At 44.9% G+C, this 23,243-nt stretch carries 25 protein-coding genes (1 of these 25 cut by a window edge); 3 read left to right on the top strand and 22 right to left on the bottom strand.

Going from position 1 to position 23,243, the window contains the following annotated elements:
- Positions 1-84: 84 nt before the first annotated feature.
- From glmU to IGI89_RS05285, 5 genes are all read right to left on the bottom strand, one after another.
- The gene (gene glmU / locus IGI89_RS05305; protein ID WP_034871957.1) at positions 85-1,458 is read right to left on the bottom strand and encodes a bifunctional UDP-N-acetylglucosamine diphosphorylase/glucosamine-1-phosphate N-acetyltransferase GlmU; all 1,374 of its coding nucleotides are present in this window, start codon (positions 1,456-1,458) and stop codon (positions 85-87) included.
- Positions 1,459-1,635: 177 nt separating this feature from the next.
- On the bottom strand, positions 1,636-2,460 hold the full coding sequence (gene purR / locus IGI89_RS05300; protein WP_008381701.1) for a pur operon repressor: 825 nt from the start codon (positions 2,458-2,460) through the stop codon (positions 1,636-1,638).
- 151 nt (positions 2,461-2,611) lie between these two features.
- The gene (locus IGI89_RS05295) at positions 2,612-3,442 is read right to left on the bottom strand and encodes a metal ABC transporter permease (RefSeq protein ID WP_005230272.1); all 831 of its coding nucleotides are present in this window, start codon (positions 3,440-3,442) and stop codon (positions 2,612-2,614) included.
- Positions 3,415-4,095, bottom strand: a complete 681-nt coding sequence (locus IGI89_RS05290; RefSeq protein WP_005232967.1) for a metal ABC transporter ATP-binding protein — start codon at positions 4,093-4,095, stop codon at positions 3,415-3,417. The genes IGI89_RS05295 and IGI89_RS05290 overlap by 28 nt, the downstream gene beginning before the upstream one ends.
- Positions 4,096-4,107: 12 nt before the next feature.
- Positions 4,108-5,055, bottom strand: a complete 948-nt coding sequence (locus IGI89_RS05285) for a metal ABC transporter substrate-binding protein (protein WP_139843219.1) — start codon at positions 5,053-5,055, stop codon at positions 4,108-4,110.
- A 306-nt stretch (positions 5,056-5,361) separates the two neighbouring features.
- Here IGI89_RS05285 and IGI89_RS05280 point away from each other — a divergent pair, with 306 nt between their 5' ends.
- Positions 5,362-5,541 (top strand): hypothetical protein, encoded by a 180-nt coding sequence (locus tag IGI89_RS05280; protein ID WP_005232965.1) that lies wholly within the window; start codon positions 5,362-5,364, stop codon positions 5,539-5,541.
- A 179-nt stretch (positions 5,542-5,720) separates the two neighbouring features.
- Here the strand turns inward: IGI89_RS05280 and ispE are convergent, their stop codons facing one another.
- On the bottom strand, positions 5,721-6,572 hold the full coding sequence (ispE, locus tag IGI89_RS05275; protein WP_034878197.1) for a 4-(cytidine 5'-diphospho)-2-C-methyl-D-erythritol kinase: 852 nt from the start codon (positions 6,570-6,572) through the stop codon (positions 5,721-5,723).
- Positions 6,573-6,746: 174 nt separating this feature from the next.
- Between ispE and IGI89_RS05270 the strand changes: the two genes are divergently transcribed.
- Complete coding sequence (locus IGI89_RS05270) at positions 6,747-7,154, top strand: Hsp20/alpha crystallin family protein (protein WP_034871953.1); 408 nt, start codon at positions 6,747-6,749, stop codon at positions 7,152-7,154.
- 56 nt (positions 7,155-7,210) lie between these two features.
- Here the strand turns inward: IGI89_RS05270 and IGI89_RS05265 are convergent, their stop codons facing one another.
- The 3 genes from IGI89_RS05265 to IGI89_RS05255 all read right to left on the bottom strand — a co-directional run bounded on the left by IGI89_RS05265 (position 7,211) and on the right by IGI89_RS05255 (position 9,142).
- The gene (locus IGI89_RS05265) at positions 7,211-7,966 is read right to left on the bottom strand and encodes a DUF6681 family protein (RefSeq protein WP_005232961.1); all 756 of its coding nucleotides are present in this window, start codon (positions 7,964-7,966) and stop codon (positions 7,211-7,213) included.
- Positions 7,967-7,974: 8 nt separating this feature from the next.
- The gene (locus tag IGI89_RS05260; RefSeq protein WP_101699572.1) at positions 7,975-8,409 is read right to left on the bottom strand and encodes a hypothetical protein; all 435 of its coding nucleotides are present in this window, start codon (positions 8,407-8,409) and stop codon (positions 7,975-7,977) included.
- Positions 8,410-8,590: 181 nt separating this feature from the next.
- Positions 8,591-9,142, bottom strand: coding sequence for a hypothetical protein (locus IGI89_RS05255; protein ID WP_438735397.1), 552 nt, complete (start codon positions 9,140-9,142; stop codon positions 8,591-8,593).
- Positions 9,143-9,266: 124 nt separating this feature from the next.
- On the opposite strand from IGI89_RS05255, the gene IGI89_RS05250 reads away from it, so the two are divergent.
- On the top strand, positions 9,267-9,779 hold the full coding sequence (locus IGI89_RS05250; RefSeq protein WP_008381689.1) for a type 1 glutamine amidotransferase domain-containing protein: 513 nt from the start codon (positions 9,267-9,269) through the stop codon (positions 9,777-9,779).
- A 135-nt stretch (positions 9,780-9,914) separates the two neighbouring features.
- Here the strand turns inward: IGI89_RS05250 and IGI89_RS05245 are convergent, their stop codons facing one another.
- The 13 genes from IGI89_RS05245 to rsgA all read right to left on the bottom strand — a co-directional run.
- Positions 9,915-10,214 (bottom strand): hypothetical protein, encoded by a 300-nt coding sequence (locus IGI89_RS05245; protein ID WP_005232957.1) that lies wholly within the window; start codon positions 10,212-10,214, stop codon positions 9,915-9,917.
- A gap of 175 nt (positions 10,215-10,389) precedes the next feature.
- Complete coding sequence (locus IGI89_RS05240) at positions 10,390-11,538, bottom strand: mannitol-1-phosphate 5-dehydrogenase (RefSeq protein ID WP_142437285.1); 1,149 nt, start codon at positions 11,536-11,538, stop codon at positions 10,390-10,392.
- 22 nt (positions 11,539-11,560) lie between these two features.
- Positions 11,561-11,998, bottom strand: a complete 438-nt coding sequence (locus IGI89_RS05235) for a PTS sugar transporter subunit IIA (RefSeq protein ID WP_008381683.1) — start codon at positions 11,996-11,998, stop codon at positions 11,561-11,563.
- 15 nt (positions 11,999-12,013) lie between these two features.
- The gene (locus IGI89_RS05230) at positions 12,014-13,786 is read right to left on the bottom strand and encodes a PTS mannitol transporter subunit IICBA (protein ID WP_438735396.1); all 1,773 of its coding nucleotides are present in this window, start codon (positions 13,784-13,786) and stop codon (positions 12,014-12,016) included.
- A gap of 316 nt (positions 13,787-14,102) precedes the next feature.
- Positions 14,103-14,537: a PTS sugar transporter subunit IIA gene (locus IGI89_RS05225; protein ID WP_086316708.1), complete on the bottom strand. Its 435-nt coding sequence runs from the start codon at positions 14,535-14,537 to the stop codon at positions 14,103-14,105.
- A 12-nt stretch (positions 14,538-14,549) separates the two neighbouring features.
- The gene (locus IGI89_RS05220) at positions 14,550-16,580 is read right to left on the bottom strand and encodes a BglG family transcription antiterminator (RefSeq protein WP_008381679.1); all 2,031 of its coding nucleotides are present in this window, start codon (positions 16,578-16,580) and stop codon (positions 14,550-14,552) included.
- Complete coding sequence (locus IGI89_RS05215) at positions 16,561-18,309, bottom strand: PTS sugar transporter (RefSeq protein ID WP_438735395.1); 1,749 nt, start codon at positions 18,307-18,309, stop codon at positions 16,561-16,563. The genes IGI89_RS05220 and IGI89_RS05215 overlap by 20 nt, the downstream gene beginning before the upstream one ends.
- Positions 18,310-18,378: 69 nt before the next feature.
- Positions 18,379-19,740 carry a C40 family peptidase gene (locus tag IGI89_RS05210; protein WP_438735394.1) on the bottom strand — a complete coding sequence of 454 codons (1,362 nt, stop codon included), beginning with the start codon at positions 19,738-19,740 and terminating at the stop codon, positions 18,379-18,381.
- Between the two features lie 185 nt (positions 19,741-19,925).
- Positions 19,926-20,435: a rod shape-determining protein MreD gene (gene mreD / locus IGI89_RS05205; protein ID WP_008381673.1), complete on the bottom strand. Its 510-nt coding sequence runs from the start codon at positions 20,433-20,435 to the stop codon at positions 19,926-19,928.
- Positions 20,436-20,437: 2 nt separating this feature from the next.
- Positions 20,438-21,295, bottom strand: a complete 858-nt coding sequence (gene mreC / locus IGI89_RS05200; RefSeq protein WP_005232949.1) for a rod shape-determining protein MreC — start codon at positions 21,293-21,295, stop codon at positions 20,438-20,440.
- A gap of 142 nt (positions 21,296-21,437) precedes the next feature.
- Positions 21,438-22,070, bottom strand: coding sequence for a thiamine diphosphokinase (locus tag IGI89_RS05195; protein WP_016612034.1), 633 nt, complete (start codon positions 22,068-22,070; stop codon positions 21,438-21,440).
- On the bottom strand, positions 22,071-22,724 hold the full coding sequence (gene rpe, locus IGI89_RS05190; RefSeq protein ID WP_005232947.1) for a ribulose-phosphate 3-epimerase: 654 nt from the start codon (positions 22,722-22,724) through the stop codon (positions 22,071-22,073).
- A 9-nt stretch (positions 22,725-22,733) separates the two neighbouring features.
- Positions 22,734-23,243, bottom strand: the 3' portion of a protein-coding gene (gene rsgA, locus IGI89_RS05185; protein ID WP_438735393.1) for a ribosome small subunit-dependent GTPase A. It continues 375 nt past the right edge of the window; 510 of the gene's 885 nt are visible here — the last part of the coding sequence; its start codon lies off the right edge, out of view; its stop codon occupies positions 22,734-22,736.

Here is a 23,243-nt window from a genome sequence, read left to right as displayed (position 1 = left end):
AAAAAATGACTCCTTTTTACTAGAATCTTCTTCCTAATAAATAGTAGTCATTTTTCCTTAAGAAATCAAGTCATTTCGCTATTTCTAATTTAGATAAGGTAACTTTTTCGCGTAATCCGCTTTATTTTCCTGACGGGCGCGGGCAATCGCCATACTGTGTTTAGGAACATCTTTGGTGATCGTTGAGCCAGCAGCGATCATCGTTTCCTCTTCGATGGTCAAGGGTGCAACCAGATTAGACCCGGAGCCGATAAAGCAATTGTCCCCGACAGTCGTTTTAAATTTGCTCTTGCCGTCATAATTAACAAAGACTACACCGCAGCCGACGTTGATGTTTTTGCCTAAGGTTGCATCACCGACATAGGACAAGTGTCCGACTTTGGTGCCTTCACCAATCGTCGCATTTTTGATTTCCACAAAGTTACCGATATGGGCATGGGCCAAAATTTCCGCATTGGGGCGAAGGTGGGCATTGGGACCGACATCGGCGCCATCATGAATGATGCTCTCCTCGATCGTCGATGCCTTGATCGTCACTTGGTTGCCGATCTTGCTGTCTTCAATTTCAGAAGCTGCCGTAATGACACAGTCTTCTCCGATCGTCGTCTGCCCTTTGATGATCACACCGGCTTCGATCAAGGTATCTGAACCAATCACAACGCCTTCGTCGATATAAGTCGTCGCCGGGTCGATCAAGGTCACGCCGTTTTGCATGTGTTGACGGTTGATCCGCTGGCGCATCAAGCGATTGGCTTCGGCTAAGGCGATGCGGTCGTTGACTCCTAAAGATTCATGGAAATCTTCGGTTTGATAAGCAGCGATGATTTTGCCGTCTTCCTTTAAGATCTCGATAATATCAGTCAAGTAGTACTCCCCTTGAGCATTGTCCGTATCTAATTTTGCCAAGGCGTCAAATAACAATTCATTGTCAAAGCAATACGTGCCTGTATTGATTTCTTGGATCAGTGCTTCTTCGGTCGACGCATCTTTTTGCTCGACGATTTTTTCCACGATGCCGACATGATCCCGTACGATCCGGCCATAGCCCGTTGGGTCTGCCGCTTGTGCCGTCAAGATCGTTGCCGATGCATTTTTCCCTTGATGGTAATCGAACAAGTTATTCAAGGTTTCCGTCGTCAATAACGGCGTATCCCCACTAATTACTAAGGTCGTGCCTTTTTTGCCCTTTAAAAATGATTCGGCTTGAACGACAGCGTGACCGGTACCTAATTGTTCGGCTTGTAAGGCGTAATTGGTGCGATCCCCCAGTTGCTCCTTGACCATTTCCGCCCCGTGACCAACGATCGTCACGATCTCTTCAGGATTTGTTTCCACCACTCGGTTCATGATGTGCTCCACCATTGGCTTACCGCAAACCGGATGTAACACTTTATATAACTTCGATTTCATGCGCGTGCCTTTTCCAGCCGCTAAAATTATTGCAAAACGTGCGTCCACGTATTCCACTCCTATCAATCTGAACGATTTTTGTTCATTGAATTTCCTATAAACAGTTTAGCCCAAGTACTTGTAAATTTCAACGATTTAAGGAATCCCCACCTAGACCAATCAAAAAAAGACTGGCAGCCGCCGTTCGAAAAACAGCTGCTTGCGCCAGTCTAAGAGCCACAAAAATCAGGCTTTTTTCTCAAAATAATTTCCCGGTACTACCGAGATCGTTTTGGTCTGGGTATCGACATCTTCAACATACAGCAGAGAGCTGTAATCGCTGATGGCCCGCTTGCCTTTGAATTTCGTTTCGGCAAAAACCGTAATACCGACTAATTCGGCTTCAAATTCTTCAATCAAGCTCTTCATCCCATTGACCGTGCCGCCGCCTTTCATAAAGTCATCGACCACCAATACTCTAGAGCCGCGCTTTAAGCTGCGTTTGGATAATTCCATTTTTTCGATCCGCTCTGAAGAACCAGAGACATAATTGACACTCACGGTCGAGCCTTCAGTGATCTTGGAATCACGACGCACGATCACGAAGGGAACATTCAAGTAGTAAGAGACTGCTTGAGCGATCGGCACTCCTTTAGTAGCAACGGTCATCACCGCATCGATTTGTTCGCCTAAATATTTGGAAGCGATGATGCGGCCGACTTGGCGCAGCAATTCCGGTTCGCCCAATAAGTCAGATAGATAGACATAGCCGCCAGGCAACAAACGGTCTTGCTCAGACAAGCGTTTTGCCAGCCCTTCGACGTACGCATACGCTTCTTCTTCAGAAATTTCAGGCACAAAAAAAACACCGCCAGCAGCGCCTGGCACGGTATCAAGAATGCCTGTTCCTCGTTCTTTAAAGGTCTTTTTGATAATAGATAAATCTTCGCTAATCGATGATTTTGCAGAGGCATATCGTTTAGAAAAGAAGGACAATGAAATCAATTCATGGGGATGATTCAACAAGTAATGTGTCATATCGATCAGTCGTTCACTTCGACGTATTTTCACACCGGACAACTCCTTTAGTTTATTCGCCTTATTATAAGGCTTTTTCGGGATAAATGCGAGCATTATCTGAAATATTGCTTATATCGTTCGGTTTTGATTAGAGTTTAAAAAAAAGAAACGAAAATTCTTCGTTTCTTTTTCATAAAGCCCTTTATTTGAGGCGTTGTTTTCGTTGCACGAGGATCACGATGCGTTTGATCAAATTGATTACTAAGAAAAGAGCGATAAAAACCAGCGTAATCGTCGCTCCCGGTGGTGTGTCCAAATAAAAGGAACTGGTCAAACCAGACATCATCCCAATCATGCCGATCACGACACTGATCAAAATCACCGCGTTGAAGCTTTTGCCTAAACGCATACTAATGGCAGCTGGTAAAACCATGATCGCAGAGATCAGCAATGCACCCGCAATCGGGATCATCATGGCGATTGCCACCCCCGTCAAGACATTAAAGAGCATCGACATCACTCGCACAGGCAAGCCATCGACATGAGCGGTATCTTCATCAAAGGTCAAAATGTACATGGGCCGTTTGAATAAGAAAAATAAAGCAAAAACGACTAAAAACAAAAAGCCTAAGATCCAAACTTGCTCTTGTGTGATCGTAACGATCGACCCAAACAAATACGATTGGATGCTCGTTGCGGAGTTTCCACCGCTAAGGTTCATCAGGACGAGGGCTAATGCTAAACCGCCGGACATCAAAATAGCGATCGAAATCTCTGAATAACTGCGGTACAGTGTTCGCAAGTATTCCAAAATGATTGCGGCAATGACTACGATCAATAGCGTCGTCAAACTCGGATTTAGATTTAGAAAGAAGCCTAGTGCCACCCCTGCTAAAGAGACATGGGACAGCGTATCAGCCATCAATGACTGTCGTCGAATCACCAGAAAGACCCCCAGCATTGGTGCGATACCAGCAATAAAAATCGCCGCAAGAAAAGCTCTTCTCATGAATTCATATGAAAGCAGCGCCATGGTGAATCCTCCTTCCGCACTAAACGGATCTGACGGTCCGCATATTCTTTGATATCTTCGTGATCATGAGTGATCATCAAAATCGACTTGCCGTGGTCATGAGCATTGTGCCGCAGCAGTTCATAAAACAGATTGCGGGATTGTTCATCCATCCCCGTAGTCGGTTCATCTAAAATAAATAAATCAGGATCCGTGGCAAAGACCCGTGCCAAGCTGATCCGCTGTTTTTGGCCACCGGACAACTCACCGATCCGTTTATGACGCACGTCCCACATCCCGACGGCATCTAATGCACGGCGGACATGTTCATGGTCTCGTTTCGTCAGTCGCTTGAACCAACGATCTCTTGGGTAGCGGCCTGATTGGACCAATTCCAAAACGGTGCTGGGGAACCCGACGTTAAAGGAAGCAATCTGCTGAGGAATGTAGCCGATGCTTAATTTTTCACCAGCTGCATTCTTGGTCGCCAAGGTGACTGCTCCTTTAGAAGGTTTCAACAAACCAAGGGTTGCTTTGATCAAAGTAGATTTTGCCGCCCCATTTTCGCCGGTCAAAATCACGAATTCGCCGTCTTCAACAAAGTAAGAAATGTCTTCCAAGACGGGCTCATCATCATAATAAAAGGTCAAATCTTTTACATCGATATAACGCACGCAGGCGCCTCCTTAGTGAATACTTTTTTGTAATGCTGCCAAATTGTCTTCCATTACAGACAGGTATGTTTCGCCGTTATCCATCTGCTCTTGCGTCAAGCTTTCTAATGGATTCAAGACCGCTAACTCCACGCCCGTTTCAGAGGCTAAGGTCTCAGCCACCTTCGATGAGGCATTTTCTTCAAAATAGATAACTTTGACTTGTTTTTCTTCCACATATTCTTTCAGCTCAGCCAACCGACTTGGCGTTGGTTCTTGATCGGGTGAAATGCCCGAAATCGATTCTTCGACTAAATCATACTGCCGTGCCAAATAACCGAAAGCTGCATGTTGTGTGACGAAGGTCCGTTGAGTCGCATCCTTTAACGCCGCTTGATAGGCTTCATCTAGCGCAGAAAGTTTTTCGATATAGGCAGCCGCATTTTCCGTGAAGGTTGCCTTTTGCTCAGGAAACTTCGCAATCAGGTCATCGCGGATCGTTTCTACTTCTTGGATCGCTAAGACTGGGTCGGTCCAAACATGAGGGTCATACGTATGATCATGGCCTTCATGGCTGTCTTCGTCCTCGTGACCATGCTCTTCCTCTGTGCCTTCCACCAACTGAATGTTTTTGGCCGCTTCAATCACTGCTGTTTGCTCAGGATCGACGGAATCCGTCAAACTAGCAACCCAAGTTTCTAGCTCAGGACTATTGTAGACCAAGGCATCTGCATCCATAATTTTGGTCATATCTTTGGCACTTGGCTCATAGTCATGAGGTTCTGTTCCTGCAGGGATCAGCAAGGAGACATCCGCTGCCTCACCTGCGACTTCTTTCGTAAATTCGTACATTGGGTAAAAGGTCGTGACGATCGACAGCTTTTCTGCGTCACTGGATTGACTTGTCGCTTCTTGCTGCCCACAAGCGCCAAGAAGCACGCCCCCTAAAAGGAGTGCTGTAGTAAGTAAGATTTTTTTCATCGGGATTTCCCCTTCCATTTGCTGGCTCATCTTTTTATTTTAAAACGGAACAACTCCGTTTTGTTAGCAAAAGTTACTCTATCAAATGATTTCCGGTTCGTCAAGACAAATCGTACGTTTTACGATTTAAAACTTTTATTTCGAGATAAATCGGAAAACATAGGAGAAAACGTTCATTTGAAGCGGATTCTTCTCTCGGGAACATCGTCTTATTTTACACCGTTGGCCATGCGTTTCCTTTGTGATAACTTGAAAAATTAGAGAGTAAGTAGGATAATCATTTAAAAGCACTTGGAGGAAACGAAGATGAACGAATTTGTAACTGTGCCGCCAACTGTAAACAACAGCGAACTGCTGAATCGAATCGATTTACCAGAAGATCCTGCATCGCAGCAAACCGAAGAAATCCGCAAAACGATCGACAAACCATTGTATGAAGAAGACAAAAAGAAAAAATCCGCAAAGAAGCAGCACCAAAAAGAATAGCCTTTGCTTTAGGTAAAGAATCAGACCCCGACGCCTTTTTTTCGTCGGGGTCTTTTCTGTAAGGCAGCTTCTAGATGCTTCCTCCCTACCTCAGCTGCCTTATTCTTTACTATTGAACTGGATTTTATAGAAGGAATGCAAAAAAACACAGGCGAATCCAGCCTGTGTCCTTGACTCATTCATTTCAATGTACGTACAAGATAAACCTCGTCGCAGAACCCTTTTAAGGCATTGTAGACCCGCTGTGCCCGTGAATATTTTTGACAAAGAGCAAAAACAGTCGGTCCGCTGCCGGTCATCAAGGCAACATCGGCACCATATTTCATCATGCGATCTTTGATCTGTTGGACGATCGGATACTTCGGGATCGTGATGGCTTCTAGGCTATTGCCCATGGCAGCGATCATAGCCGAGTAGTCTTCGGCTAAGACGGCGGCAGACAATGCTGCGATATCTGGATGGTGCAGTTGGTCTAGCTCGACTTCTTGAAAGATTTTCCCCGTTGAAACACTCAGACGAGGTTTGACTAAGATGACCCAACATTGCGGCATCGGCCGCAGCGGCGTCACCAGCTCCCCTTTTCCTGCAATATGAGCAGTGGTCCCATACAGACAATAGGGAACATCAGTGCCAACTTCCATACCAATATCGATCAGCTCTGCCATGGAGAGGTCCAAGTCCCAAAGGCGAACCATCCCCCGCAGCGCTGCCGCACAATCCGTACTGCCACCACCTAACCCAGCTGCCACCGGGATATTCTTGGTGATGCGAATGCGGATGCCTTTTTTGATACCATAGCGTTTTTTTAAAATACTGGCGGCCTGATAGACATTATTGCGTTTATCGATCGGTAAAAAAGCTTTGTTGGTTTCTACAATGATCTTATCTTCTGCTATCTCTTCCATTATCAGACGGTCGGCTAGATCAACACTAGACATCACCATTTCCAACTCATGGTAGCCGTCTGTTCTTTTCTCTAACACATCGAGACCGAGGTTGATCTTAGCTGGCGCTTTTTCAATAATCTCCATCTTCATTCATCCAATCATCTGATAGTTATTTAGTTCTATCATAGCAGATTCTTATAAGATAGTTGAGTGATTTCTCTTGTTTTTATGATTGTTGCCATTTTGGTTGCCCTTTGGCTTGGTTCCTCGTAAAATAGAGGTACCAACTCAATGGATAAAAGAAAGCGGGGGAACCACATGGCAAATTTGATTCCAAGAGATTTAGCAGGCGGCGAAGAACTATTAGGCAAATTAATGAACAGTTTTTGGCAAGAACGACAAATGAACACGGACATTAAAGAATACGAAGACAAGTATCTCGTTCAAGCAGATTTACCCGGCATCAAGAAAGAAAACATCCGCGTCAGTTACGTCAACAACACCTTGACGATTTCAGCGGCTCAAACGGAGACCACTGAAACCGAGGATGATTTCGGACATTATTTGCGCAAAGAACGCTCCAGCAGTGCCTATCAACGGACCTTCACCATCACAGACATTGATGACGAGTCCATCAAAGCAGTGTTTGAAGACGGCGTTTTGACCCTGACTTTACCGAAAGCTAGCTACAAAGACGCACCTGCAAAAAACATTCCGATCGAATAACCGAGATACCAAAAAGGCAGTCCCTTCAGAGAACGCTCTGGGGGAACTGCCTTTTCTTATTTGCGTGCTTGTCGTCGATACGCCTGTCTTGAGGTCTGCGGTTCTTCTTCGGAGACCTCTTTTTTGACATACAATTTTAAACTGTATGGTTCGTGGTATTTGACATCGTTTTTGACAAAATCACCGCCAGTGATAAATAAGCCCACTGGCTCTAAAGGTTGCTTGCCGGTCCATTGAATCGTGCCAACTTTCGTCATCTCCGTGTAGCTGGTCCCGATCTGCAATACGTACTCGTTTTTCCCTTGCTGTTTGACAAAATAGTAAGGGTACAAGGTATTTTTCGGAATCGTAAAGCCGTTGGATGACGGTTTGATCGCCAATTCTTCTTGAGCGATCAAGGTCTGCAAATGATTCGCCAATACCAGCTGATAGTCTTCTTCAAAATCGATCACCGCTTTTTCAGTCGTCAAACGATCAATGTCGGTGGTGCTGATAGTTTCCCCTTCAATATTGAAGACTTCGTCCGGTAAGACTTTGACAAAGGTCTGAGTAACATCGAACTTCATGTTTTTATTCAAGAAATAATAGAAGATATTCAGTACCCAGAAATAGACTAAGACCAAAAAGCCGATCGTATAAAGGATCGCTTGAAAATAGTTTTGGTTCGCAAACATTCCATAGATGATCCGCAAAATATACGCCGTTGGAATGATACTGAGGATGGTATAGGCGCGATTCAAGTATTTGGGACTGATGTCAAGATAGCCCAAAAATTTGTGGATGCCGTTGATTAAATCTAAAATAAGCGTCATTTTCTCACCTACTCATTTCCTTGATTCTCATCCATGATCACTTGCTGATCTGGCGTGGTTTCTTCACTTGAAGAAGGTGTTTCTTGATTGTTTTCCGGTGTCGCCGGTGAAACACTCTCATCGCTTGATGGCGTCGTTTCTGCAGGCACCGAAGAAGACGGGGTCGTTTCTGGTGTTACTACTTCACTGCTGGATGACGGTGTGTTCTGCTGGTCATCGTTCGTCGGTTGTGAGTCCGTGCTAGCAGGTGTTTGATTTTGACTGTCTTCCGTTATCGAAGACGGTGTGCTTTCACTTGGTGCTTGTTCGGTCGTTTCTGTCGTTTCCGTCGCACGACTTGGTTGGCGGTAACTGCCTGAATTCACCACGCCGGTGGCAGTGGCAATGATCGTTGATATCGTTAAAAGTGCAATTGGTTTTAAAATAGGCGGGACTTTTCGCATGATTCTCATCCTTTTCTTACCCGATTCTGCCCATCGGCAGTCTCGGTTCCTTCAGCCTCTTCTTACCTTTATAATCGTTTCTGACAAAAGGGTCAAGATTCCCGAGGCTTCTGTCGCAGGATTTAAAAAAAACTAAACATGTAACTGTTTTCACAAAAAATAACGACGGCAGTTGCCGCCGCTACACAAGGTATTCATAAAACTTTTCAAAGGTCAGGTGCAACGTGCCATGGTAATCTCGTAAAAGGGCGGGCAAAGCGATTACTTCTTCATGTTGGATCGGCGCATCGATTTGAATCACCGCTTGCTCATCATCCAGATAGTAGGAACTAAACAGCTCATCATCAGCGATTTCTTCTAATTGATTGGTCAGCTCTTCATAAAACTTTTCTATGATCGGTTCTGCCAACTCATCAAAGACCGGCTGCAAGGCTGCCTCTACAGCTGGAAACGGCTGTGCGAGTAATTGCTGTCCGCTGAGGGAACGCCGGGTATTCTCATAGGTCAAATAAAGCAGGTCGAAATAATCCTCTTCTTCCCCGATCGCTTCTAGCGTCAAAAGGGCTTTTTCTACCAATGAAACCAAGGACGAGGATACCTCTTGATGCATCACCGCATCGACTTTTTCAAATAGTTGCTGTTTCTCGATGACAAATGTTTCTTCCATAAAAGTGAATTCCGCTTTTTCAAAGCAAAGGGGGGTATCAGAGATAAATAGTTGGATCGTTGCCATGGCGTTGCCTTCTTTCTTTTTCAAGCTGCAGACAAACAGATGATTTGTCAACAGCGAAAATCTTCGTTAGCATAAATAATAGCAGGTGAACAAATTGTTCATCAAGTAATAAGGAGGAGATCGAATGAGTAAAGTTGCTGTTATTGTCACTGATCTAGTTGAAGATGTTGAATTGACGTCACCAAAAGAAGCACTGGAAGCGGCCGGACATGAAGTAGTCGTTATTAGTAATGAAGGCGCCGAGACCGTAAAAGGCAAACAAGGTGGAACGTTTCCCGTTGATGCGGCCATCGATACGATCGATCCCGCCAGTTTTGATGCTTTGTTGATCCCAGGCGGTTTCTCCCCTGACCAATTACGGACCGATGAGCGCTATGTGTCATTGACGAAAGACTTTTTGACATCTGATCGTCCCGTCTTTGCCATTTGCCACGGCCCACAACTGTTTATCCAAACAGGACTGACGAAAGATTTGACCTTGACGGCTTATGATTCTGTGCGACCAGATTTAGCCTACGCAGGTGCCACCGTCAAAGATGAGCCCGTCGTGATCGACGAAACCTATCGGTTGATCACCAGCCGAAACCCAGATGACTTAGATGCCTTCAATCAAGCGATTACTGAGGCATTGAACTAACCACGAATAAGACTTGGTTTCTTAGAGAAAAAAAGCCGCCAGTTGCAGCGTTCGATCCTTCGTATCGATCGAGCTGCAGCTGAGCGGTTTTTTCTTGCGTAGCTTTTCAGTTTTCAGTGAATGGCTTTTTTCCTGTTACTCGTCAGAGGGCAACTCAAAACCATCGAAGGTCTCGCCATCATAGTAGCGCAATAATTCTTCCGTCGATAATAAGGAAGACGTCATTTCTTCCTGCGCCTCATTGACCTCTCGAAGTTGGGCAAGGTAAGCCGCGTAGGCTTCTGCCAACTGCCGGTAAACAGCTTGCCGCGATGTTCCTTCCCCTTGGATCGTCGGCAATTCACGGATAAAAGCCCGATAGACGGGGCGGTTTTCCTGCCATTCGATCGGCAACTCAATTACTTGAAGCTGGGCTTCTTCAAACCATCGTTCCATTGCTCTCCCTCATTTCTTTTCTTATTATCGTCAAGTTGGCAGCAAAGGTCAATCGGTGAGCAAAAAAACACAGAACAAGCGTTGAAAGAAATTGACCTATCCGCAAAAGCTCGCTTGTTGGGCTAACTTTTACGGATGCGGCAATTTATCTGCTTGTTCTGTGTTTTACTCGTTTTTATGCGGCAACATACGCATATTTTTCAATGTTTTGTCGGATCGTTTCAATCATGTCTTCATCACGCAAGCCAGTGATTTCTGCAATGACTTCCGGTAGTGATTTTTCATCCAAAAGTGCTTGTAACTGTTGGCTTTGCTCATCTTCAGGGTCTTTGTAATTGAAGATCATGCCGATCGTTTCATAGAGATGATCTGGCTGCATGTTGCGTTTTTCTAACTCAAGGACTGGTCGGATAAAGCGTTCTTCGGTCCCTAATTTGCGGACAGGTGTCCGTGCCACCCGAGTGATGGCATCGGAAATGTGCTTGTTTTTAAAGCGTTGGATGATTTTTTCGATATACCGTTCATGTTCTTCAGGATCAAAGGCCCATTTCTCAATTAAAAGGCGGCCAGTTTCTTCGAGAACGGATTTTAATTGGATCACCACTAAATGATCCTGCATCGCTTCATCGATCGTCTGATAGCCTTGGAGGGCGCCTGTGTACGCTACCGTGGCATGACCCGTATTGACACTGAATAATTTCCGTTCAATATACGGTTCCAGATCCGCCACATAATGGACCCCTTGCAGATGGATCGAGGATTTCATCCCAGACTCTTGGATCACCCATTCGCAGAAGGGTTCTACTTGAACGAATAAGGGATCTTCATGGTGCTGCAGCGGTACGATGCGATCCACCGCTGCATCTGGAAAACCAACCGTCGCTTCCAACGCTGACCAATCCGCAACGTATTTTTGCACTTCGCTTTTTAAAAAGGTCGATCCGCCGATCATATTCTCACAGGCGATCACATCAATGGCTGGCTTGTCTGGGTGTTGCTGACGTGCTTCTAAGCCTTTGGCGATCAGCTCAGCGATATGCGGCAAAATGTTGGGACCAATGGCGGTCGTAAGGATGTCTGCCTCGGCGATCGCTTGGATCACCGCTTCTGGTTCTTTGGCATTGTTCAATCCTGTCACATGCTCGATGTGGATCTGTTCTTGGGTCTCATCGGCTAATTCGATGGTATACCCTTGTCTTGCTTTTAAGGCGTCAATGATCGTTTCATTGACATCAATAAATGTGATTTCAAAGTTGTTGGCAGCCAATATCTCGCCGATAAAGCCGCGACCAATATTACCTGCACCAAAGTGAACTGCCTTCATGTCTTGTCTCCTCCTTAAATCCTTATGCTACGGTCAAACTTTGGGCGATTTCTTCTTTATCCAAAGCATCCGCCAATTCGACGACGTTATCGATATCACTGCAAAAGAGGGCGATTTGTTGGACCAATTGCAGATGATCTTCCCCTTTGCCCGCGATGCCGAAAAGAACGGTGACGATTTTTTCTTCGTCCGCGGTACCGAAATTCACGCCATCAGGTACTTGCACGATACAGATACCTGATTTTTTGACGTATTTTTTGGCTTCATCCGTGCCGTGAGGAATCGCAATAAAGTTCCCCATATAGACTGAGAGCATCTCGTCACGCTCAAGCATGGCTTCGACGTATTCTTCTTCCACACAGCCTGCCGCCAGCAATTTTTCGCCGCAGTAACGAATGGCTTCTTCTTTGGTCGCAAATTGTTTGTTCAATTCAATCATGTCTTTTTCTAATACTTGCATTCGGCTCATCCTTTCTTAATTCGCTGCTTTGATCGATGCCACGATCCGTTGATAGTTCGTCGTTCCCATCAGATTATTAACGGATAGGTGGATCGCTTCTGGCGCTGAAGTTTGCGCTTGCGGCGTTAAGGCTTCTTTTGTGATCACCAGGGAAGAGGCGTTGGCATGGAGATCATTGATATGGCTTTTTCTGATCGGCATCGTCAGAGCTTCTTTGGCTAAAAGATCTTGGAAGACTTTCTGAGCCATCGTTGCCGAACCTTTGCGGTCATCGTGGGCCAAAATGATTTCACTGACTTGCTTAAGGTCATTGGCGGAAGGAACATCTGCCTGGTTGCCTGCTTCAGACTTTTTTTCTGACTCCCCCGCTGTCTTCGTCCCTGACAATGTGGCTACGATTTCATCGTACCGTGGAGAGTTCAGGAAATTTTCAACCGCGACGAAGGTCGCATTTGGCGCTTTTTGTTTGGCGCGTTCTTGCAATTCTTCTTGAGTGACGATCAATGTATTGGCATCGTCCGTCAAATTGTTGATGGCGGAATTCGAGACATTTTGTGGAAGACCGGCTTCTTTGACTTTTTTACGTAAGATCGATGCCCCCATAGCACTGGAGCCCATGCCTGCATCGCATGCGAAGATGATGCGATTGATGCCAGTCATTGGTTGAGCCGCCAAGCCTTTAGCGCTGAGTTTTGCTGCTTGCGTTTGTTGTACTTTTTCTTCAAAATTATCCACCGTATCCTTCGCATCTGCTTTCAAGATCGCGGCAGCGACGATAAAGGACACGCCTGCTCCTACGGCAATTCCGGCTAAGACAGAAACGACACTCATCACCGAGTTGAATGGCGTCATTGCTAAGATCGCAATGATCGAACCTGGGGAAGCAGGTGCTCGTAAGCCTGCACCTAACAATTGGAAGGTAAAGCTTCCTGATACACCGCCGGCAATCACTGCTAAGAACATCAATGGTTTCATCATGACGTATGGGAAGTAGATCTCATGGATCCCACCGATAAAGTGAATGATGATCGCTCCAGGTGCCGAAGATTTCGCTGCTCCTTTTCCGAAGAAAGTGAAGGCTAGCAAGACTCCTAAACCAGGCCCAGGATTGGCTTCTAACAAGTAAAGAATCGATTTCCCAAATTCGCTGACTTGCTCAGTACCTAGTGGTGTCAAAATTCCATGGTTGATGGCATTGTTTAAGAATAGGATTTTTGCTGGTTCAATAAAAATATTGGCTAATGGAATCAAGTGGGCATTGACGATCACTTCTACCCCTGCTGCCATTGCTTGTGTCAAGGTGTTAACAACTGGTCCGATTGCTACAAAGCCCAGTAATGCTAAGGCAAAGCCGATCAAACCTGATGAAAAGTTGTTGACCAACATTTCAAAGCCAGCGCGAACTTTGTCTTGGAAGATCTCGTCAAATTTCTTGATGACCCAACCGCCTAAAGGACCCATGATCATCGCACCCAATAGCATTGGGATATCCGTTCCGACGATGACCCCCATCGTCGCGATCGCCCCAACCACGGCCCCGCGGTCGCCAGCAATCACTTTCCCGCCGGTATACCCGATCAAGATTGGGATCAAATACGTCAGCATTGGACCGACCATCGTTGCAAAGGCTTCATTTGGTAAATACCCATCTGGAATAAATAATGCCGTTAATACACCCCATGCAATCAATGCGCCGATATTCGGCATCACCATACTCGACAACGTACTGCCTAATTTTTGAACTTTTGCTTTTACTGATGATTTGGCTGCTTTTTGTGTCTGTTCCATTTTTTTCTCTCCTCTCGTCTGCTTACACCCTTATTGTAGGAGCTTCCCAAAACGGTCGAAAGTCGTACTTTGGCGCAAAAAACTGTGCCAAAACTTGTAGCCAAACAGACAGAACAAAAAAACGCGAGTAGCCCCTGCACTCACTGGCTTTTTGTTATGTTTCACGTGAAGCATTTTTATTTGGTTTTTGCCAAAACGCAAAAAAAAACGTGTACCCACTCCTTCTACACAAGGTAGAAAGAGCGAGCACACGGCTGTAGCTCATTCATGTATTTCGTTCGCTGCTCTTGTTGCAAGCCAGTCTGCTGCTGATTGCTTATTCTTCTGCCAGCAAAATCTGTTGGATCTCTTCAACCGATTCGGCATCACTAAGCGCCCGAACATTCTGCATATCAGAACAAAAAAAGGCGATTTCTTGCAAAACAGCTAATTGCTGCTCTTTTAGGACGACTACGAAAAGGATCGTAGCGGTTTTGGGCTGCTCCTTCGTGCCGAAGTCAACGCCATCAGGCACTTGGATCAAAAAGAGCCCTTCTTCCTTGATCCATTGCTGGGCTTCTTCTTCCCCATGGGGCAGTGCAACAAAGTTCCCGATGTAAACACCTGTTTTTTGATGACGCCGCAAAAGGCTTTTGACATAAGGTAAAGAGACGATTTCCTGGTTGACTAAGTACTCGCCAATTTTTGTCAGGGCCTCTGTGGCATCGGTAAAGTGTTGATCCAACAAAATCCGCTCCTGTGGAATATACATCGCTGATCCCTCCTATTGTTTTACTTCTTCAATCAAGAGCGAAGAGAGTAACTGATAAATAATCGAATCATTGCCGGAATTAAAAATCTCCGTATTTAGATCATTCATAATGATCGAACCACTGATTTTTCCTAACATCTGAGAGCTTGTTTCATTGATAGGATAGGGCGCCAGCATGACTAATAAACGGGTAACAGCGATCTCTTTTTTATCCATCGCTAGAAGTGGCAGCGGCTGTTTCAAATCGAAAATACGAAAAACAGGTTGCAGGATCGCCGAACTCGCCGCGTGAAACAAGGCAAAGTGGGTGTCAGGAATGCCCACTGGCGCTTGGAAGTAGCGCCTTAAGAGACGATCAACAACTTTCTCACGATCCAAAACAACATGTGCATCAAAAGACGTCAGCACCAGCTGCAACGTTTCTTCCAAGTCCGCTGGGTTATCAATCGCCTGCACTTGAAACAGCGCCAATAGCTGGTTAATAGCTTCGATAAAAGCCAAGACCGCTTCATAGGATTCCTCTTTGACCAAAGCAGAGGGCGCTTTTTTGGCGGAACGTTTTTTCTGACTAATGGCTTGGAAGGCCTTCTTCAACTCTTGAATGTCTTCTTCTAGCAGGATCGGTGAAACGAGTTTGTACTCTCCTTGATACCCTGGCAGCAATGAAGTCGAGATCACCAAGTCATAGGTCTCCTCGATATTTTCCCGTTTGACATCCCCCACTCGAAAGAAGGTGATTTGATTGATAAAGGGAAAATGTTTCCGCAGCTGCATCTCTAACAAACTGATGGAGGCTAATCCGCTAGGAGAGATTCCTGCAATATTGACTTCTAACACTTTCGGATTTTTTTCCAACGAATTGGCAAAATGTAGGACCATATAGGCGATTTCTTCTTCCGAGAACTGCTGCTGCGGAAAGACCTGCGGCAGATGATTACGAATCCCGCTGGCGATTTCGACATACTGGTTCATGATTTTTTCTAGGATAGGGTTGTTCAAATGATCTTCTTCTAAAATCGCCCGCGTCATTACTCCTGAGATATGGGTCAGCAGCATTTTATACAAGTTCGTGTCTTCATAAAACGCCACTTCTGTTTGCTCACTGACCAATTCGATCAAGCGTTTTACACGATAAGCCAAGTCGGTATCAAAATTGTCATCAAAAAAATCACGGTCAAAGGAATTGGCAAAATCACCTAGTAACACGGCAAAAAAGACGATTTCGTTGATGGAATAAAGCAGTTTGGTCTTTTCGGCGATCTGAGCAAAAATCTTTTTCGCCACCTTCAGCAAGTCTTTGTTGATCTGACTCGGGTACGTCTCTTCTTCCACCGTATAGCCCAAAGCTACCCGATCCATGGCTAGCGCCAGCATCAAGACGATAAAGGCTAATTTGCGGTCACTAAGTTCCTTGAATTGGGGTTCGATGGTTTCCCGAATCAACCGCTGGGCTAGCAATAGATGGTCGCGGGACAGAAATTGAAAAATAAACGGGGCTTCATCATCGGTTTCCAGTAAATGGAAAAATTGGTATTCATTGATCTCCATCACTAGTGTATTGGCTGTGATCAACCGCCGATACTTTTCGGAGCCTTCGATCTCATACCCTTGATTGCGCACGATCCTTAACGGCAGCCGTGCGAGACTCTCTTCAAGCTGTTTGATGTCTGAAAAAAACGTCGTATTGCTGATTTGGTAACGCTCCAAGAAAAAATGACTGGATACAGGCTTCGTGGCGGTAGTCAGTTGCAACAAAATACGGTGTTGCCGCTCACTAGCCGCGAATTCTTGATCGGTATCTGCCATAATGGCTTCTTGTAATTGGCGAATGCTCGTTTCTGATGCAAAAATTTGGAAATGACCACGACCGACCTTCTCTAAGGTAGCACCTACTGTTTCCAGGGATTTTTCTAGATTAGCCAGTTCACGGTACACCGTTCGTTTACTGACTTTTAAGACTTGCATCATGCGATCTAAAGAAACCGGACCGGTACTATTCATCAATTCCGTTAATAAAAGTGTTTCACGATTGGTCAAAAACATAGTCGACTCCTTCTGTCAGTAACTGACGATACGCATCTGTCGTCAATAAATCATCCACCACCAGTAAAGGAACATCTGGGATCGAGCACTTTTCTGCAAGTTCTTTCGGGAGGATATAGATTGCCGTAGGATCAAGAGCTTGTCCTTCATATGCCATTTTTTTGATGGTCAAAGGAAGCGCTTGTTGGCGGGCCATTTTTCTTAGTATCTCCACTGCCATCGTTTGTGAACCGCGTTTTTTTCCAGTATACAAAAAGATGATCGTTGAAAACCCTAGCGAACTTGCTGCCTCGGTTTGTAGCGATTTTTGCGGATCCTGTTCTCTTCTTTGTAATTCTTGGATCAGCGGAGCATACTCATCTGCCGCCAAAAAATTATCTAGCACATAATGCTGTGCGTGTGGTGTCTGCTTTTGGGCAATAGCTGCTAATTCCCGTTGGGTGATCACTAACAGCTTGGGATCATCCGTCACACGATAAATCGACTGATAGCGGACAGGAAACGTTAGCTGGGCTTCTTCTAACTCTTTCTTTAGTATGCTGGCACCAATCGCACTGGACCCCATCCCTGCGTCACAGGCCACGACGATCTCCGTGACTTTCTTCATTTTCGGCATCTTACGCTCCTCATTTTCTGTATTGGTCTTCCGTTTTAATAGCACACTAACGATCGCAAACGATACGACCGTACTGACGACAATCCCAGTTAAGACACCAAGGATCATAGAAGCCGGTGTATTGAGCAAAATCGCCAAAATCGAGCCCGGGGACGCCGGTGCTCTCAAGCCTACTCCTAAAAATTGGAAGATCAGTGTACCGCTGAAACCACCAACGATCGGACCGAGCAACACCCAAGGATCGAGCAGAACAAACGGGAAATACACTTCATGAATCCCGCCAATGGCCTGCACAAAAATGGATGCTGCGGCATTCGTTCGGTTTCGCTTTGAACCAAAGAAAAGATACGCCGCTAAGACCCCTAATCCCGGACCGGGGTTGGCCTCGATCAAAAATAAAACCGACTGACCGTTAACTGCCGCGGCTTCGATTCCTAGCGGCGTAAATAGTCCATGGTTGACAATATTATTAAAAAACAAAACTTTCAATGGTTCTACAATGATATGAATAAAGGGCAAGACATTTTGCCGAACGAAATAATCAACGAGCTGATAGCTGCCGAGACTGAACCAATTAAAAAGCGGCGCCAATAGGAAGTAACTGCCTAAAAAAAGGAGTCCGCCAAGCGCACCTGCAATAAAATTGCGCACCAGCATCTCATAGCCACTTTTGACCTTACTCACGAACGAATCACTGCGATACAACAGCCAGCCTGCCAGTGGTCCCAGTAGCATCGCCCCAAAGACTTGGGGAATATCGGTTGCAAGAATAGCCCCTAAAACCGCCACTGCTCCTACGACCCCACCGCGTTCAGGTGCCAACATTTGCCCACCTGTATAGGCAATCATGAGGGGCAGCAACACAGTCAAGACCCCTTGTTCCATTTGCTGGATCACTTGTTGATCGACTGAGAAAAAAGGCAACAGGAATGAAATCAGCATCCACGCAATAAAAATACTTAAATTCGGCATCATCATGCGAGAAAGATAATTCGTATAAAACTTAACCGTTATCATTTTTTCTCTGGAAGACGAGGTCTTGTTCATTTTATCCGCTTCCTTTCTCTTCTCTATTATAAGATGTTCTGGCAAGACTGAAAACAAAAAAAGCATACGTTTTTTAAAACAGAAATCAAAAAAAGCTGACGTAAAACGCCAGCTTTTGAAATAGCTTCAATTGATTTAGTTTACGCGCACCGCGAAATCTGGTGAGTAATAAGAGTAACTGCTGACAGAAACATTTTGACCAGGTGTTGGTGCATGAACGTATTGTCCGTTACCCATAGCGATCGCCACGTGGTGTGTGCTTCCGCGGCTACCCCAGAATAACAAGTCACCGGCTTTTGCTTCGTTGATCGAAATTACCGTACCGGAAAATTCTTGTGCGTACGTTACCCGTGGTAATGAGATCCCAACTTTAGCAAATACATATTGTGTAAAGCCAGAACAGTCAAAGCCATCTGGTGTCGTACCACCCCAAACATAAGGGGTACCAATGTATTTCATTGCTTCTGCTACGATTGCTGAACCATTGACCGTTTGTGCGGGTGCAGGAGTACTGCTTGAACCGTTGCTGCTATTATTTGATCCTTGGTTGTTATTGCTATTGTTATTATTGGCAGGTGTCGATGGTGTCGTATTTGCTGAACCGCTGCCTTGTGATGAACTGCCTTGCGTAGTATCAGTCGTCGTACTAGAATTTGTTGTGGCGCTTGATGTCGTTGAATTAGACGTTGAAGATTCGCTTGGTGCTGCTTCCTGAGTAGCTGCTTCAGCTGCTGCCGCTTCTTGAGCCGCTGCTTCTTGTGCTGCTTGTTCACGAGCTGCTGCTGCCGCCGCTTCTTCTGCAGCGATGCGAGCTTGTTCTGCTTCGTATTCTTCTTTTTGTTTTTCTAAATCAGCTTTTTCATCTTCTTTAGATGCTTGTTGAACAGCCAATTCCGCTTGCAAAACATTCAAATCAGCTTGTTTGGCTTGTAGATCCCCTAATTGTGTTTCTAATTCAAATTGGTTCGCTGCGATCTCTGCCAATTTATCGTCGTTTTCCGCTTTTTTCGCTTCAACTGCTTCTTGGTCTGCCTTTTGTTGATCTACAAGATCTTTGTTAGCATTGACGATCGTCGTCATTGCTTGCACACGGCCAATAGCATCTGTTAAAGAGTCAGCTTCTAATACTGCATCAATAAAGTTCGTGCTTTGTCCATTGACTTGAACGTCACGAGCTTGTTTTTGGATCGCTTCTTCACGCTTTTCGATTCTGACTTTCAAATCGGCAATTTCTTGCTTCAACTTTTCAGAATCCGCACGCAAATCCCCTTGCTGTTGCAACAAAGTTTGGGCTTTTTCATTGATTGCAGCCACGTCGCTTTCAAGTGCTGCTACTTGTGACTGGATGCTCGCTTGCTGGTTTTGCAAGTCAGAGATCTCTTGTTTTTTTTCTTCAATTTTATTGTCAAAATCTGATGCAAAGACAAGTGTCGGTGCTGCTGCAGAAGTAAGAACAATTGAACTTACTAACAATAAAGATAAAATTCGCTTTTTCACTCTTCATTCCTCCGGCTGTTGCTTCCCCTAATATGGTTTTTTTATGTATAAATGCTTAAGAATACCTAAAGTCCTTCACGATAGTGTGATTGTAACACAGCCGTATGTCAGAGAGATAAAAGGAATATTACAAAAACATTTCAATCGCTGTTATTTTTATACAGTCAAACGCAAAAAAAATGAAGCTATTCGTCTTTGAATAGCTTCATGAATGGAACAACTAAAAGGATAAACAAAAGGATGTTCAATAAAAGCGTTGGTGCTAGAAAGCGGGAAACAAAGAATGACGTGCTAACTGATGCGATCTTAAACAGCAATTGAACCCCCAATGTCACAACTTCTAAGCTTGTAACAAAGATGATCATTCCGAAAAACATGGTAAATACATTTTGATAAAGCGTATTTTTCAAAATATACATGATCCATACGATCAAGGGAAACGCCACCGTGTAGATGCCGATCACACCGACATAATACACGTCATAGAGGCAGCCGATCACCAGCGCCGTGGTAATCAAAAAGTTTTTCGGCAAATACTTCGCGCCACATAAAAGAGCGATCAATAAAAGATGCGCACTGGCGATATAATTGTCTTGGGTCCATTTTTCCAAAAAACGCGTCAGTTGTCCATCTGCCAACATCATCAAAAAGAAGACGCCCGCTGCCAGGTATTTGATGTAGTCATGCTTTTTCATGGCTATTCCTCACCTGCCAAGCGTTTGATAATCGTTACTGCTTGAATATCATACATTTGGGCATACGGTTTTACAAATACTTGGGTATCAAGACCAAACTCATCTTTGGTGGTACGGATCACTGTTCCGATCGCTAAGTCGGCGGGCGAGTTTCCTCCTAATCCAGAGGTCTGCACGACATCGCCTTCCTTCAGCTCATTGTCCCCCGTCAATTGGGTAATGACTAAGGAACGTTCTTTTTGATCGTAACTACTTAGGATCCCAAAGTTTGACCCATCTTCGCCGCTGATCCGAACCGGATAGTGGTTGGAATTCTGGTTTTCAGAAGTCAAAAGTTCAATTTTAGAAGAAGCTGCATTGACCTCAATGACACGACCAATCAAGCCTTTTTGCGACATGACTGCCATGTTGACCTCAACGCCATCTCTTGAGCCTCGGTCCACGATCAGCATATCTTGCCAAGTATCAGGTGACCGATTGATGACATTGGCGGAGATCCGTTCATAATTCGTCAAGGTTGCATTCAGCTCTAGCTCTTCTTTCAAGGCATCGATTTCTCTTTGCGCATTGTCCTTCGCTTGTTCCAGTTCCTCAAAACTGTCCAATTTCTCTTTTAAACGTTCATTTTCTTCATAGGTCACAAACAAATTTTTGACTGAATTGGCACCATTTTCGATCCAACGAAAAGGAGCGGTAATCATTTTATCGATAAAGCCAACGGAGTCATTGACCGTAGATTGCACGGCATTGGTGGAGTTTCCCGCTGCTCGGCGGGCGATCGTCACGCTTAATACGGTGACAACTAAAATCACAATAATCAATGTGATGATAATATTTTTATTAGGATTAAACTTTTTCACAAAGACACCTCAAATAATTCCAAACTGTAGTTCCAATTTTACCATTAATACCCTGCAAACAAAAGCTAAGTTGTCCGTCTTAATGTTTTTTTTGTAATTAAGTTTCTGAAATTTTCAACAAAAAAAAGAGACGTTCCGTCTCTTAATCACAACTTTGAATGACTGCTATCATCCCGCTGCTAAAGGAAAAACCTGCTGTTTGTGTCAGAAATTCATTGCTAGCATAAGAAGTTGGGTACGGTACTTGGACGTTTTCTAATAAATACTTGCTACCTGTTAACGTCAAATCTGTTACCGGCGTCAAACAGCAATACGCCAAATACTGCATCCCAGGTTCTTTTTCCAATTGATAGGTGCCTGGTAAAAAGAACTGAACGACATTTTGACGATCTAAAAAACGCAAATTTGGGGCAAATGGACGAAACCGATCTTCTAAAACTAACCACAGATTGGCTAAAAGATGGTCAAGGCGTCCCCCCGTTGCACCAATCACGTCGATTTGCGCTTCTGGATAAAGACGCAACGTCTCAACCAATGCCAATTGAGTATCTGTATCATCTTTTTCAGCAGGGGCTTGGATCACTGTCTTAACTTGTTGTTTGACCGCTTGCAGTTCTGCTGCGGTCAGGGAGTCGAAATCACCGATTGCCAGATCGACTGGCCGTTGGTGCTGAAGCAAAAACAGGGCCCCACGATCAATTCCAATGTATTTATCATACGCCATCAACTGTGGCCAATTTTCAGGACTTCCACCTGCCGCTAACAAAATCTTCATTTATTGCAAAGCTTCTTTCAAGGCTCTGATTTGCGCCGCAGGTTCATCGGCATCGTAAATATAGCTTCCTGCTACAAAGACATTTGCGCCTGCTTCCAGGCAGCGTTTGGCTGTCTCAGGAACGATCCCGCCATCTACTTCGATATCATAATGGTAGCCTTTTTCTTCTTTTAAAGCAGCCAGCGCCGCAATTTTTTCCAGTGATTCTTCAATAAAGGATTGCCCACCAAACCCTGGATTGACCGTCATAACTAACACTTGATCACACATGGATAAAACATGTTCAATGGCTGAAACTGGTGTACCTGGGTTGATGACGATTTCTGCTTTGACATTTTCTGCCACAATCATTTGGATCGCACGATGGATATGAGGCGTTGCTTCCGCGTGGATACCAATGATATCTGCTCCAGCTTCCGCGAAGGCATGGATATACTTTTCTGGCTCGGTGATCATTAGATGAACATCCAACGGCAGCTTGGTAACTGGGCGAATCGCTTTAACGATGTTTGGGCCTAAGGTAATATTAGGAACGAAATGACCGTCCATCACGTCTACGTGAATGTAATCTGCGCCATGGCGCTCTACCAGCTCAATGTCTCTTTGAAGATTTGCAAAATCGGCACTTAAAATAGATGGTGCTAGTTTCATCATGCTTTTCCCTCACTTTTTCTTCTTTTTATAAACCGGACGTCGGTTTTCAATCTCTTCTAAAAATTGCACGTAATTTTTGTAACGAGTTGCAGCAATCTCATTTGCTGCAACTCCCTGTTTAACTGCACAATCAGGTTCATTGAGGTGCATACACTCCCTAAAGCGGCAGTTGGAAGCTACTGCTAAAAAATCAGGGAAGAGCTTTGGTAACTCTACTGCTTCGATTTCCAGAAAATCGATCGAACTAAATCCTGGTGTATCGGCAACCATTCCATCACAAATCGGCAAGAGCTCCACATGACGGGTCGTATGTTTCCCCCGTCCGAGAGATTCTGAGATCACTCCTGTTTCCAATGCCAATTCCGGGACGATTCGATTCAATAGCGTAGACTTTCCAGCACCGGATTGCCCCATAAAGACGGTGATCCGCTCAGGGAAGTACCGTTGAAGTTCCAATAGATCTTCGCCTTCTGCTTTTGACGTGATCACGTGGTAGCCAATTGCTTGATAGGTCTCCTC

The sequence above is a fragment of the Enterococcus sp. AZ141 genome, from assembly GCF_051714385.1.
GTDB classification, from domain to species: Bacteria; Bacillota; Bacilli; order Lactobacillales; family Enterococcaceae; genus Enterococcus_D; species Enterococcus_D entomosocium.
The sequence above is the reverse complement of the archived record's forward strand: the minus strand, read 5'-3'. Positions and strand labels throughout refer to the sequence as shown.

Coding starts and splice junctions, on each gene's coding strand:
- IGI89_RS05295 (WP_005230272.1), bottom strand. CDS start 3,442: ATGGCGCTGCTTTCATATGAATTCATGAGAAGAGCTTTTCTTGCGGCG.
- IGI89_RS05195 (WP_016612034.1), bottom strand. CDS start 22,070: ATGAAGATTTTGTTAGCGGCAGGTGGAAGTCCTGAAAATTGGCCACAG.
- mreD (WP_008381673.1), bottom strand. CDS start 20,435: ATGAAAAAGCATGACTACATCAAATACCTGGCAGCGGGCGTCTTCTTT.
- IGI89_RS05250 (WP_008381689.1), top strand. CDS start 9,267: ATGAGTAAAGTTGCTGTTATTGTCACTGATCTAGTTGAAGATGTTGAA.
- IGI89_RS05225 (WP_086316708.1), bottom strand. CDS start 14,537: ATGTATATTCCACAGGAGCGGATTTTGTTGGATCAACACTTTACCGAT.
- IGI89_RS05230 (WP_438735396.1), bottom strand. CDS start 13,786: ATGGAACAGACACAAAAAGCAGCCAAATCATCAGTAAAAGCAAAAGTT.
- IGI89_RS05265 (WP_005232961.1), bottom strand. CDS start 7,966: ATGACGCTTATTTTAGATTTAATCAACGGCATCCACAAATTTTTGGGC.
- IGI89_RS05215 (WP_438735395.1), bottom strand. CDS start 18,309: ATGCTTTTTTTGTTTTCAGTCTTGCCAGAACATCTTATAATAGAGAAG.
- IGI89_RS05255 (WP_438735397.1), bottom strand. CDS start 9,142: ATGGCAACGATCCAACTATTTATCTCTGATACCCCCCTTTGCTTTGAA.
- IGI89_RS05285 (WP_139843219.1), bottom strand. CDS start 5,055: ATGAAAAAAATCTTACTTACTACAGCACTCCTTTTAGGGGGCGTGCTT.
- IGI89_RS05245 (WP_005232957.1), bottom strand. CDS start 10,214: ATGGAACGATGGTTTGAAGAAGCCCAGCTTCAAGTAATTGAGTTGCCG.
- IGI89_RS05280 (WP_005232965.1), top strand. CDS start 5,362: ATGAACGAATTTGTAACTGTGCCGCCAACTGTAAACAACAGCGAACTG.
- IGI89_RS05270 (WP_034871953.1), top strand. CDS start 6,747: ATGGCAAATTTGATTCCAAGAGATTTAGCAGGCGGCGAAGAACTATTA.
- IGI89_RS05240 (WP_142437285.1), bottom strand. CDS start 11,538: ATGAAGGCAGTTCACTTTGGTGCAGGTAATATTGGTCGCGGCTTTATC.
- IGI89_RS05260 (WP_101699572.1), bottom strand. CDS start 8,409: ATGCGAAAAGTCCCGCCTATTTTAAAACCAATTGCACTTTTAACGATA.
- rpe (WP_005232947.1), bottom strand. CDS start 22,724: ATGATGAAACTAGCACCATCTATTTTAAGTGCCGATTTTGCAAATCTT.
- ispE (WP_034878197.1), bottom strand. CDS start 6,572: ATGGAGATTATTGAAAAAGCGCCAGCTAAGATCAACCTCGGTCTCGAT.
- IGI89_RS05220 (WP_008381679.1), bottom strand. CDS start 16,580: ATGTTTTTGACCAATCGTGAAACACTTTTATTAACGGAATTGATGAAT.
- IGI89_RS05235 (WP_008381683.1), bottom strand. CDS start 11,998: ATGCAAGTATTAGAAAAAGACATGATTGAATTGAACAAACAATTTGCG.